The 13,689-nt window shown below is 29.4% G+C and carries 11 protein-coding genes and 1 riboswitch; of the genes, 1 reads left to right on the forward strand and 10 read right to left on the reverse strand.

Annotated elements, in window-relative coordinates; genetic code table 11:
* Positions 1–36: 36 nt before the first annotated feature.
* From WJW32_RS09865 to WJW32_RS09905, 9 genes are all read right to left on the reverse strand, one after another.
* A complete protein-coding gene (locus tag WJW32_RS09865; RefSeq protein ID WP_340257818.1) occupies positions 37–471 on the reverse strand; it encodes a type II secretion system protein in 435 nt (144 codons plus the stop codon).
* A gap of 313 nt (positions 472–784) precedes the next feature.
* Positions 785–868, reverse strand: a riboswitch (cyclic di-GMP riboswitch).
* Positions 865–2,082, reverse strand: a complete 1,218-nt coding sequence (locus tag WJW32_RS09870) for a type II secretion system F family protein (RefSeq protein ID WP_340257820.1) — start codon at positions 2,080–2,082, stop codon at positions 865–867. It overlaps the preceding riboswitch by 4 nt.
* A 3-nt stretch (positions 2,083–2,085) precedes the next feature.
* Complete coding sequence (locus WJW32_RS09875; RefSeq protein WP_340257822.1) at positions 2,086–3,135, reverse strand: type IV pilus twitching motility protein PilT; 1,050 nt, start codon at positions 3,133–3,135, stop codon at positions 2,086–2,088.
* A 9-nt stretch (positions 3,136–3,144) separates the two neighbouring features.
* Complete coding sequence (locus WJW32_RS09880; RefSeq protein WP_340257824.1) at positions 3,145–4,827, reverse strand: GspE/PulE family protein; 1,683 nt, start codon at positions 4,825–4,827, stop codon at positions 3,145–3,147.
* 19 nt (positions 4,828–4,846) lie between these two features.
* Entirely contained in the window at positions 4,847–5,530 is a 684-nt protein-coding gene (locus WJW32_RS09885; protein WP_340257826.1) for a DUF881 domain-containing protein, read from the reverse strand.
* Between the two features lie 142 nt (positions 5,531–5,672).
* A complete protein-coding gene (locus WJW32_RS09890) occupies positions 5,673–7,697 on the reverse strand; it encodes a methyl-accepting chemotaxis protein (RefSeq protein WP_340257827.1) in 2,025 nt (674 codons plus the stop codon).
* 200 nt (positions 7,698–7,897) lie between these two features.
* Positions 7,898–9,907, reverse strand: coding sequence for a methyl-accepting chemotaxis protein (locus tag WJW32_RS09895; protein ID WP_340257829.1), 2,010 nt, complete (start codon positions 9,905–9,907; stop codon positions 7,898–7,900).
* Between the two features lie 127 nt (positions 9,908–10,034).
* Positions 10,035–11,834, reverse strand: coding sequence for a heme NO-binding domain-containing protein (locus WJW32_RS09900; RefSeq protein WP_340257831.1), 1,800 nt, complete (start codon positions 11,832–11,834; stop codon positions 10,035–10,037).
* 15 nt (positions 11,835–11,849) lie between these two features.
* A complete protein-coding gene (locus tag WJW32_RS09905; protein ID WP_340257833.1) occupies positions 11,850–12,041 on the reverse strand; it encodes a hypothetical protein in 192 nt (63 codons plus the stop codon).
* A 229-nt stretch (positions 12,042–12,270) separates the two neighbouring features.
* Here WJW32_RS09905 and WJW32_RS09910 point away from each other — a divergent pair, with 229 nt between their 5' ends.
* Complete coding sequence (locus WJW32_RS09910) at positions 12,271–12,753, forward strand: hypothetical protein (protein WP_340257835.1); 483 nt, start codon at positions 12,271–12,273, stop codon at positions 12,751–12,753.
* Positions 12,754–12,871: 118 nt separating this feature from the next.
* Here the strand turns inward: WJW32_RS09910 and WJW32_RS09915 are convergent, their stop codons facing one another.
* Complete coding sequence (locus tag WJW32_RS09915) at positions 12,872–13,522, reverse strand: hypothetical protein (RefSeq protein ID WP_340257837.1); 651 nt, start codon at positions 13,520–13,522, stop codon at positions 12,872–12,874.
* Between the last annotated feature and the right edge of the window lie 167 nt (positions 13,523–13,689).

Genomic DNA, 13,689 nt, shown 5'->3' on the forward strand with positions numbered 1-13,689 from the left:
GGCTAATCACTATTATAAAATATTAATATTGTTATATTAATTTGCAAATATTCCTGCTGGTGTTGGGAAAGCAACATTTGCAGCTGTTCCATCAGTTACAGTAATATCTCCAGCAGTGCTTATCGTAACTACAAAATTCGCACCTGCATTAGACATCTGTGGTGTAGGTACAGTTTGAAGATAATTTTCTAACTCCGCTTGATCCCCAGCAGGGCTAGCTGCACCTACTGTAATAGTAGATGCTGTTGCTGCAGGTACATCTATTTCTCCCTGTGCTATCAATACAGCAACTGAATCTGCTATTGTTTTAGCATTAGTAATATCAGCCTGTCTTCTTGCATCATTTGTTATCCCTCCAAGCCTTGGCATTGCTAAAGCTGCTAAAATTCCTAATATTGCAATAACTATAATTAACTCTATTAAAGTAAAACCTTTTTTATTCTTTAATTTCTTTTGAATAGCTCTTAACATATTTTCACCTCCTTTCAAATAAAATTATTATATTTTCATCTACCACAACTCCTAAAAATGAGACTTATTAAAATGTTAGCTACTTTTGGGTTAATATTTTACTATGATACTTAGGTTGAGACGTTGAAATATATGTTAAAAACTTCTTTTGTCTGACCGTAAGGGAGTTTAAGAAGTTTTAATATATTTCATAAGGCTCAGCCTTAGTATTATTAAAACATTGACTAAGTAGCGGTATTTTAATAAGGTTCATTTTTCGATTAACCTCTCTCTAGATAAAACTAAAGCCAAATAATCAAACAATTTCTGCTCAATACTTGGCGGTCGGTTGCACCACTAACTCCATATCTTCCAGGTGCCCAACTACAGAAAATACTTCACAGTTCCCATATATTATTGTATCGTATTCATCATATCAAACATAGGCATTATCATAGCTATAACTATAAATCCAACTATACCACCCATAACAACAATCATAATCGGCTCAATCAACGTCGTTATTTGCCCCAATGCTGTTTCTAGTTCTTCATCATAAAAATCAGCTGTCTTCTCAAGTATTTCATCAAGCGAGCCTGATTCTTCTCCTATTTTTATCATAGAAGTAACCATCGGTGGAAATACTCCTATCTTCTCAAGAGGACTTGCAAGGTCTATACCTTTTCTAACCTCTTCTTTAGCTTCAAGTATTCCTTTTTCTACAATTATATTTCCTACAATCTTTGCTACAATCTCAAGTGCCTGTATTAAAGGTACTCCACTTGATAATAATGTAGATAATGTTCTTGTAAATCTTGATGTAATTATCTTTTGTGTTACTCCTTTAACTATAGGTATTCTGAAATTTATAATCCCTATTAACATTTTCCCACTTTCACTTTTAGCATACTTTATTATACCATATATTCCGACAAAAAGTGTCAACAAATAAATATACCAATAGTTTTTTATACCATTACTTATGCTAAGAAGTATTCTAGTTGGAAGAGGTAGTTCAACTCCACTACTTTCAAACATTCCTACAAAAGTCGGCATAACAAATGTTAATAAAAATGTTACTACCCCAACTGCTACTATACTTAATATTATAGGATATGCCATAGCACCCTTTATCTTGTTATTAATTTTATTTTCTTTTTCATAATGAAAAGACATTCTTTCCATTATTACATCTAAGTTACCACTTACTTCCCCGGCTTCTACCATATTAATAAGTAGTTCTGGGAATACATCCTTTTGTTTTTTAAGACTTTCGGAGAATGTAAGTCCCTTTTGAACATCATCATGAACATCTCCAATAACTTTTGCTAATTTTTTATTTTCAGTTTGAAGTTTCAAAATATCTAAACAACTTATTATTGTAATACCTGCATTTAATAGTGTATAAAACTGTCTACAAAAAATCGCTATATCCTTCGTTTTTATTTTTTTAAAATAATCTCCAATTCTTATCTCTTTACTTCCTTTATCTTCTTCTACTTTCATAGGATAGTAATTATTTTGCCTTAGCATTGACAAAACTTCTTCTTTTGAATTCGCTGTATACTTTCCCTCAATCTTCTTACCCGATTTATCTATAGCACTGTATTTATAATTGGGCAATATATTCACCCCCTATATATATCTACTGACCATATCCTTATCTACTGCATAAGTTAATAATGATTCTTTCGATATAATTCCTTTCAAATATAAGTTCCTTAGTTCATTATCCATAGTCTGCATTCCAAATTTTGTCCCTGTTTGTATGGATGTTTGTATTTGATGTGTTTTACCTTCTCTTATAAGATTTCTTATTGCCGTAGTTGCTATCATCACCTCAAGAGCTGCAATCCTTCCACTGCCATCCTCTTTTTGAATCAATTGTTGAGATACAACCCCTTCAAGAACTGCAGATAATTGTACTAATATTTGATCCTGTTGATGTGATGGAAAAACATCTATTATTCTATCTATAGTTTTAGCAGCACCTATAGTATGAAGTGTTGAAAATACTAAGTGTCCTGTTTCTGCTGCTGTTAGAGCTATTGATATTGTTTCTAAATCTCTCATCTCTCCAACTAATATTACATCAGGATCCTGTCTTAAAGATGCTCTTAAAGCATCTGAAAACGACTTAGAATCGGTACCTATTTCTCTTTGATTAACTATACTTTTATCATGTCTGTGAAGATATTCTATAGGATCTTCTAATGTCAATATGTGAGCACTTTTGTTTTTATTTATGTAATCAATAATTGATGCTAGTGTTGTTGACTTTCCACTACCTGTAGGTCCTGTTACAAGTACAAGACCTCTTTGTTTTTTAGCTAGTTCTTTTATAACAGGTGGAAGACCTAATTTTTCCATACTTGGTATTTCTAAAGCTACAGATCTTATAGCCATGCAATATGTTCCTCTTTGTTTAAATATATTTACTCTGAATCTTCCTAATTTATGATATGAAACTGATGTATCTAATTCTCCTCTCTCTTCTAATTTTTGAAATTTTTCTTCATCTAATATTTGCTTTACTAAATTCAAATTATCATCTGGTAACAATATCTCTTCACCATACTTACTAAGTTCTCCATTTATCCTCATAACAGGTTGAAATCCAACCGTTATATGAAGATCTGATGCACCTAATTCTATTGTTTTTTGAAGTAAATCATATATATTCATATCTATCACCTAATTATTATTATTGTATGCAACTGTCATAAATTCTTCAAATGTAGTTGTTCCATTGAGTACAAGTTCTTTACAATTATCTCTAAGATTAACCATGCCCTCATCCATTGCTACTTTTCTTAATTTATCTATACCTTCATTATTATCTATTGATTCTCTTATATTTTTACTCATATTCATTATTTCATGAATTGAAGTTCTTCCTTTGTACCCTGTATTATAGCATTGTGCACACCCTTCACCTCTATAAAGGTTAGTGTTATCTCCTATATTAAGTATCTCTTTTTCTTTTTCACTAGGAGTATATGCTTTTCTGCAGTTAATACATATTTTTCTAACAAGTCTTTGAGCTATCGAGCCAACTACAGATGCTGATATAAGGTACGGTTGTATTCCCATATCTATAAGTCTAGTTATTGTAGATGGAGCATCATTAGTATGCATTGTGCTTATAACAAGATGTCCTGTTATTGCTGCTCTTGCTGCAATTTGAGCAGTTTCTGCATCTCTTATTTCTCCTATCATTACAATATCCGGGTCTTGTCTAAGTATTGATCTAAGTCCATTTGCAAAAGTTAATCCCGCTTTATTATTTACTTGAACCTGATTTATACCATGAAGCTTATATTCTACAGGGTCCTCTACTGTAATTATATTCTTATTTATTTGATTTAATTCTCTTAATATTGTATATAATGTAGTAGTTTTACCACTTCCTGTAGGACCAGTAATTAATATAATCCCATTAGGATTATCAATCAATTTATAAAATCTCCCTAAATTCCCCTCAGTAAAACCTAGCTGACTCTTTGAAAGTAAGAATGAACTTCTGTCCAAAAGTCTTATAACTATTTTTTCTCCAAATACAGTGGGTAGCACCGATATACGAAGATCTACTTCTTTTCCATCTATACTGATCTCTATTCTACCATCTTGCGGAACTCTTTTTTCTGCAATATCCATTTTTCCCATTATTTTTATTCTTGTGACTATTGCTGAATGAGTAGTTTTTGCAGAATTCATAATTTCCTGAAGCTGTCCGTCTACTCTAAATCTTATTCGAACATTTTCTTCGAATGGTTCAATATGTATATCACTTGCTTTCGCTTTTATTGCCTGCTTTATTATAGAATTTACAAGCCTAACAACAGGGGCATTATTTATATCATTTAATATTGCTTCATCTAAATCATTTATGTTATCTACCTCATATTGTTTTTTAAAATCTTCTATTGCCTTTTCAGCTATTTCTTTTCCATAACATCTATCTATTGCATTTAATATATCATGTTGTGAGCATATACAAGGCTCAATATCCATACTTGTAGCTATTTTGACATCATCTATTGCAAATATATTAAGAGGATCTACCATAGCTACCATAAGCTTACCTCTTTGTTTTCTTATAGGAATTAACTTATACCTTCTTGCTAAGCTTTCTGATATTAATAACGGAACTTCTTCATCTATTACAAAGTTCTCTAAATTAATATGTGGTATTCCCAATTGAAACTCTAGTATTTCTATCATATCTTGTTCTGTTATGATGTTATTGTCTATTAATATTTGCCCTAATTTTTTTTTAGAACTTTTTTGTTCTTCTAAAGCTTTTTCCAATTGTTCTTGCGTTATCTTTCCTGCCGATATTAGAATTTCTCCTAATTTAATTTTTTTGTATTCCATAACCAAGTCTCCTTGTTATTTAATCTATATTTATCTGCTTTAACTCTTTTTCTCGTGGCATTCCTTCAATAATTAACATATCATGTGACTTAATATCTATATCCAATCCATAGCTTCTCATATACTCGATTTCTGCATTTGGATCATTTACATACTTATTTAAAGTATCAGTATTTCCTATAATCTTTATTTCATAAGGCTGAACTATAGGCGTAAAATTTACGTTTATATGTCTTCCTGCTAAAGCAATAGCACTATATTGACTAACTCTTTGATTATTTATGGATATAACTTCTCCACCATGCTTTTTTATTTGATTGATCAATCTGACAAAAAAATTATTTGTTTCCATCAAATCTCCTAAATTTATATCTTCTTTTGTATCTATTTTTATTATCATACCCGAGCCTTGAACATCCTTATATCCTAAAGTCATTTTTAGATTATCTATATTTTCTTTCATACTTTTCCCTAATGGGTCATCTATTTTATTTTCTTCTAATATCTCCAGTTGATTGTTTAACTGCTCCTTCTTAACTATTAACTTTTTATTTTCCTGTTTAACTCTATTCACCTTATCTATTATCTGTTTATCAAAGAAAGAAAGTTCTCCAACTGTATTGTAATTACTTTTAAATTGAATTCCAACTCCCATTCCCAACACTAAAGAAAGTATTAATATATGTATATAGGATTTTTTCATAATTTTAACTCCTCAAATTTGATTTACTATTCAATATTATAATACATCAAATTCTCTTTAATTTATACAAAAACTTAACAAAATTAACACATTATAATAAAAAACTTGTAAGTATATAAATATACTCACAAGTTCTTTTATATTAATTTAGTTTAAATTGTTTTGTTACTTCCTCAAGTTCTATAGCCATATTTGATAATTGTTCAGCAGATCTTGTTATTTCATTTATTGTAGCAGATTGCTCTTGACTAGAAGCTGCTACCTCTTCTGTATTAGCAACCGCATCCATTGAGATACCTTCTATTTCTCTAGCAAATTCCATAACCTTCTGAGATTTTTCAGTCGAATTCCCTATATTTTCGCTAGTTATAAGTAGCTTTTCCTTTGTTAAATCAAATCCATCTAGTATATGTACTAAATAATCTGATACCTCTGTTACTATAGCTTCTCCTTTTTGTGTTTCTTCAGCCCCTTTATTTATGGCTACACTAGCTCTTTGAGTATTTTCTTGAGTAGCTATTATTAAATCCTTTATCTTATCAGATGATTTCATAGATTCCTCTGCAAGCTTTCTTATTTCATCTGCAACAACAGCGAACCCTCTTCCACTCTCTCCAGCTCTAGCCGCTTCAATAGCAGCGTTTAAAGCTAATAAGTTAGTTTGATCTGCTATATTGTTTATAACCTCTAATATATCTCCTATCTCTTTTGACGCTTTATCCAAACCAGTCATAACATCAGATGTATACCCAACACTTTCTTTTATAACATCCATTTGTGTTATCATGTCCTTCATCTTTTCTCTACCTTGAAGCGCTAATTTACTAGTTTCATTAGCATTGTCAACCACATCTACAATCTCATTTTTTATGTAATCCATAGATGTTCCAACTTCTTGTATATTATTCAATACATTATTAGTAGCCAAAGATTGTTGTTCTGAACCCTGAGCTATATCTTGAGTTGATAAAGCTATCTGTTCAGAAACCATAGCTGCTTGCTCTGTTGAAGCTAATAATTCTTGCGAAAAAGATGATACACTAAGCGTAACCTCTTGGATTTTATTAGTTATTCCGCTCAAATTATCTATCATATTATTAAATCCTTCAGTTAATACTCCAATTTCATCATTAGATTTTATATCTATTTTTTCAGTTAAATCTCCATCTGATACTTTTTTAGATACTCGAACTACTTTTTGAATAGGATCTATCATTTTTCCAAGCATAAATATTATTATAAATGAACTCAGAACAAATGTTATTATAGCTACAATTATAGATTTTATCATTGTACTTCTAATAGCAGCATGTACATTTGTCATAGATATACCTATATCTACCGCACCTATATGCTCTCCATTATTATATACAGGCATCAATACATCGTACACTGGTATAGTATCTTTATACATAAACTCCGATGTATATTGCTCTCCATTTTTAGCAGCTTGTATACTTCCCTCATCGGATAGTTGCATTCCTATTCTATCTTTTTCACTATGTGCCGTAGCCTTTAAGTTTTTATCTATAAAAAGTGCAAATACTATGTTATCTTGTTTTACAATTTTATCTATTCCATTTTGTACATCCATAGATTTTTGTATTTTTTCGATATTATTGGCTATTATACCAACTTGAACTATGCCTCCGTTTGATAATCTAGTCGCTCCATATTTATAATAGTCATCAGAAACCTCACTTTTTCTTATATCCTCTACAACTCTATCTGTGCTTCCATCAAGTAAAGGTTTAACTGCATGAGTATCAGGATATTTATAACCTATATTTTCAATTAAATTTGAGTATATTATAACCCCATCCTCATTAGTTACATCAATTTCAGAAACTCCTGTCTTTTCACATACTTGTTTTAAATATTCATTTGATATATCATTCTTGCTTCCAATTATATAAGCCACTGATACTATTGTATTTCCTAACAATTTATCAATCTGTTCTGTTGCATTACTATTTCGTTCTAATTGAGAAGTTATTTCTTTTACTAACCCTAGTCCATCTTCTTTCAACTGTTTTTTCATAGATTCATCTATTGTTTGAATAGACAAATAGGTACTTATAGTTAATATTGTCATTATAACTAATAATATAATTGCTGTTATCTTTGTTTTAATTGAATTCAAGTTAAAATTAAATTTAATTTTCATAAATCCTCCTTCAATCTTATTATTTTAGTACATTTTTTAACAAATTCATTCATTTTACTCCATTATTATAACACATTTCTCCATTTTATTTATTTTTTACTTATTCAAATTATACATATTTTTACTTAAATTTTCAAAACAGTACTATAGTCATACTAAAAAAACACCCTTTTAGGACTTTTGTCCCAAAAGAGTGTTTTTTAAACTCTAAATTGCTCAACCATAAGTTCAAGTTCTCTAGTCCTACAAGAAAGTTCTTGTACTGAAGCTGATATTTCTTGTATACTTGCTGATTGTTGTTCACTAGATGCAGCAACTTCTTCAGTGCTAGCAACCGAATCCATTGCTATAGCTTCTATTTCATGTGTCACACTTTCTATATTTTTAACTTTTTCATTTGATAGATTGATACTTTTATTAGTCTTGTATAATTTTTGTTTTGTTATTTCAAATCCATTTAATATACCTTTTAAGTAATCCCCTACTTGAGTTACTATAATTTCTCCTTTATTTGTTTCTTCTAATCCTTGTTGTATAACTTCAATAGCCCTCTTAGTATTTTCTTGATTTGATAATATTAACGTTTGTATCTTATCTGCTGATTTAGTTGACTCATCTGCAAGTTTTCTTATTTCATCAGAAACCACAGCAAATCCTCTGCCACTTTCTCCTGCTCTGGCTGCCTCTATAGCTGCATTTAAAGCCAACAGATTCGTTTCATCTGCTATATTATTTATAACCTGTAATATCCCTTCAATTTCTTTTGAAGCTTTTTCAAGATCCTCCATCACACTAGATGTATATCCAACATTTTCTTTTATTGTATTCATTTGATTCACCATATCTACCATTTTTTCTCTTCCTCGAATAGCTAATTCACTTGTATGATCAGCATTATCTACGATATCTTTAACCTCATTCTTTATATTATCCATCCCACTTGCAACTTCTTTTATATTGTTTAATACCTTTTCAGTAGATTGAGATTGTTTTTCTGAACCAGATGCTATACTTTGAGTAGATATAGCTATTTGTTCCGATACAACCGTAGCTTGTTCAGTTGATAAAAGAAGTTCTTGAGAAAAATCTGTTATATTAGATGTAGTTTCTTTTATTTTTGTAGTCATAGTTCTTAAGTTATTGGTCATCTTATTAAAGCTAGATGCAAGCATTCCTATCTCATTACTACTATTTATATCTATAACTTTAGTCAAATCTCCATCTGCTACCTCATTAGATACTTTCATAACTTTGTTTAATGGTTTTAACAGTCTATTTAACAATAAAATTATTATTCCCGCACTAAGTACAAATGCAATACAAGCTACTATAATAGTATTCATAACCATCTGTTTCTTTACACTTTCTAAATTCTTCATAGATATTCCTATGTCAACAGCGCCTATATGTTTCCCTTTATTATAAAGAGGTACTAATACATCATATACCCAAAGTCCTGGTTTATACTCAAACTCCGAAGCGTGTTCATTTCCGTTTTTTGCGGCTTCCTCGCTTCCTTTATCAGTGAATACTTCTCCTATTATTTCTTTATCACTATGAGCTATAGCTGTCAATTTTTTGTCTATTATAGTTATATATTCTATTCCTTCTTGTTTTGCTATTTTTTCTATTATTTTCTGATTAGACACCGAATCTTTTATATATTCTATTTCATTGGCTAGTATACCTATTTGAAGTATATTTCCATTTTCAAGCTTTATAGCTGAATACTTGTAATAATCATTTGAAACTGAGCTTTTTCTTATTTTTTCCACAATTTGATGTTCACTACCATTAATTAACTTAGAAACAACATGATCCTTTGGATATACAAATCCTAAATTTTCATCTAAATTAGAATATATTATAACACCATCTTGATTTGCTAAGTTTATTTCAGAAACATTGCTGCTTTTAGCCAATTCAACTAAATAATCATTAGATATCAATTCACTCTTGGCAATTATATTACAAATAGACATCATATTGTTTTCCAATAATTTATCTATACTATTTATAGTTTCATTATTATTTTCTATTTGTAATATTATCTCTTTAGCAAGCTGCGTTCCATCTTGTTGTAATTGCTGTTTAATAGATTTTTGTGTAGTTCTTATAGATACAAAACTTAACATTGCTATTATTATAAGTACTATTATTAATAAAGCGCTTATAAATTTAAACTTTATAGAACTGCATTTGATTTTCAATTAAATCCCCCCCAATTCCCATTTAATTATCTATATTCTAACATTCTTTGTATTAATTGTCATTGTTTGAGATTTATTATAATTGAACCTAAAAAAATACACCTTTTATATAAAAGGTGTATTTTCTTTATATTTTATATATATTTATATCTTCACCAAAATTATCTACAATTTCATTAAATTCAGAAACACTCTTAGTAAGATTCTTTATTTCTTCTGTATAAGTTGTTACACTAGAGCTCACTTCTTGAGATGATGCTGAATTTTCTTCTGCTATTGCTGCTAATGATTCCATATTTTCAAAAATTGACGATATAGAATCCGTCTCTTTTTGAAGATGTTCAGATGTTTTTATCATTTTCTTAGCTACATCCTTTATTTTATTGTTAGCAATACTACTCTCTGATACAGCCATATTTAATTTATGGTTTTCTTCTTCAAGAACCTCAAACTCAGTTCCAACATCCAATACCAACTTTTCTATTTCTCCCATAAACATAGATAAATTAGAATTTATATTACTTACTGCGTCTTGAGATTGCTCTGCAAGTTTTCTAACCTCTTCTGCTACAACAGCAAATCCTTTTCCCATTTCCCCAGCCCTTGCAGCCTCTATAGAAGCATTAAGTGCCAATAGATTAGTCTGATATGCAATTGACGCCACTATAGATACTATATCAGTTATATTCTCTGCTTTCTTTTGAAGATTAACACTATTTTCCTTAACCATTTCAAAGCTTTTTAATATGTCATTTAATTTATCAGTAGTTGATTTAACATGAACATATCCTTGTTCTATTCTCTCAACAGACTTTTCTAACTCTTCTTTATTCTCATTCTCCATCTCAGATATATTTTTTATACCCATTATATTATCATTTAATAAGCTCACCGCATTCTCAGTTTCTTCGGCTTGAGTTATAGCTGCCGTTGCAACTTGTTCAACAATTCCAGATATTTCTTCTGAAGTATAGTCCATCTTATTAGCTATAGAAGTCAACGTTTTGCTAAAAGTATTCATTTCATCAGTAACACCTTTAAAGCCTACAAAATCTTTTCTTATTATGTCCTTGTACTCATTAAATATATCATATACATCTTCATACATATCATTTGATATGATTTTTCCACCTTCTGCATAGTTATGCTCCTTAAGATTTTCAAATTCATCTAATATAAATTGCATAGGCTTATTCATAATTTTAGATCCTACTGTAAAACTTAGAAATGCTATAAAAGGATATATATATGTTCCTATATTTTTAAACATTATATTAACAGGCATGCTAAGCAATATAAATATTAAAAGAGATAACAAAGAGGTTTTTATATGTATATCTTTTATAAATCCAAAAGACATCAATTTATTTATTTTATAAGTCTTTTTAAAATGTATATTTTCTTGAAATACTATCTTAATTTTAATCTCAGATGAACTTTTTTCAACTTCTTCTATCTGTATTTTTTCATTATAATACTTTGCTGCTCCTTCAAGTAATCCTAAGAAGTAATCAAACATACCTCTCTTTGATCTATAAACAAATATAGCTTCATTCTTTGATATGGGTGTTAAATCAAGTCCTGGTGGCTTAGCTCCTGGGATTCTCTTTACAACTATTTTATGTACATCGTTCATAGACTTTAAAAACTGATATAATGTATCATGTCTAAAAAAAGCTGGATAGTCATTAGTAAAAGTAACAATATTATCTATACCTATGCTCTTCCATATACTTTTTTCATCTAAATTAACCTCTTTAGCTATATTCTTAACTATATTAAATACAATAGAATCATCAACATCTTCAATAGGTGAAAATGTCTTTGTGCTGCTCACATTGCAATCCTGCATCGCTTTATCCACAATATCGTCATTATACATTTTTCTGCATGTCTTAAGCCAAGTTGATACAACCGTCCCCTTCATACAATATCCCTCCATTTACTCCGAATCATTTATATAATCTTCAAGTTCTTTTACTCTTTTCTCGAGTAAAACTATCCTTACTAGTAATTCATCTTTATTTTCCTCTTTATTTTTTAAAAACTTTATTGCATAATACCCAACCGCAACAGGAATAATCATTATTATCAATAATATAATTATGTTTATACCGCTAAACAATAATGCCATACCATTTTTCTCCTATTCAAACTGTATTTTGAATATAATTTTATCATTTTTTTAGCAAATTGTATATCTTATAATCCTTTTATTAAACTTAATTATATTTTTATACAATTATGTGTGATTTTTTCATTTTTTGAAATATAATAAATATAATAAGTATTATAAACGTTTTATATATTTAGAGTTATAAATTTAAATACATAATTTTATTATTTAAAAGGAGGCTTTTATTATGAAACAAGCTTATCTTAAAACAGAAATGTCCCAACACGAGATGATTCTAAATCAAATGGGCGGTCATGTAAAGATAATAAAAGGTATAATGTGTTATGTTAAATTCAATGTAAAAGATATTGATGTTGAATACGTATATCATATAAATAACGTAAACAACTACTTTCTGCAAAGAATTTCGCCATATCCTATGAATATAGGAACATACGCAAATAAAGATGAGATACTAACTGTTATAAAACACGATATAACACAGTTTGAAAATGCATCAAATTCTACAATTTTTGAAAAATTTATAAATACAAACAAAAGATTTGCCGATACAGGAAGGCATTTTGAGGATTTGTACCTTTACTACAACATCCCCCACGAAATGTTCAAAAAATTAAATGATAGTTTAGATGAAATAGACGATTATATTAAAAATCATACAATTCAAAGTAAGAGAATCTATTTTGAAAAAGATCCAGATACTCTATAACAAAGTCTTTCTTTGAAAATTTTTTAATGTAGGCTTTTTTGAAATTCGTAACAAAAATTTATAATTATCTACTCATTATAGAAAAATACCTCCTTACTAATCTAAGGAGGTATTTTTCCTATTTAAACTCAAGTATTCTTTCTTTTATCTTAACCTTTAATTTTTCTATCTTATCGAAATCCATATTAGTGATATAATATTTTTCCATTAAATCATGTTCTTTTTTAGCTCTTTTTATATTCTCTATACCATCTTCTAATAGTTTTTCTATCAATTCCTTATCATATGCTAACTCATCTTTATACTTATCCAATATATCATGATTTACACACTTATCTAAATCAACTAACTTATGATTATTTTCTTTAAACATCTCGCTTACAGTAAGAGCTACATCGATATCTTTAATCCATATAGTCTCAATTTTGTCTTTGATTAAAGGCGTATGATAAACTTCTACATCAAGACCTTTCAGTATAGCATTTTTATATACTTTCTCAAGTAGTGTAGATTTTCCCGTTCCCATATCTCCTTTTATATAATACACATTAGTTGCATCATTAAATAATGTATCAGTATGTTCTATAACACCATTAGGAGTTATGGCAGTTCCAAATAAATGTCTTTCGTATCCCGCCTTTTCTTTAAACTCCACATTTCCTAATATCTCATCAAGTAACTCTAAAGTTATGCCATTAACCTTTCCAAAATCCATGGCTTCTTTATACTTAACAACTACGTCTTTAAGTATACTCTCTGCCGCCTTCAAAAACTTGTATGATCTTGTGAATAATCTTCCAACTTCTTTATTAGTATTTAGTATGTCTTCTCTATTTTCCTTTATCTTTTCAAGATCCCAATACTCCCCTAGATTTATAATTTCATCTACTGCACCGGGATTTTTAGGGTCTACTATGTGAGGAGCAGTTGCATCTC

Source organism: Tepidibacter sp. Z1-5, assembly GCF_037844525.1.
GTDB lineage: Bacteria > Bacillota > Clostridia > Peptostreptococcales > Peptostreptococcaceae > Tepidibacter_A.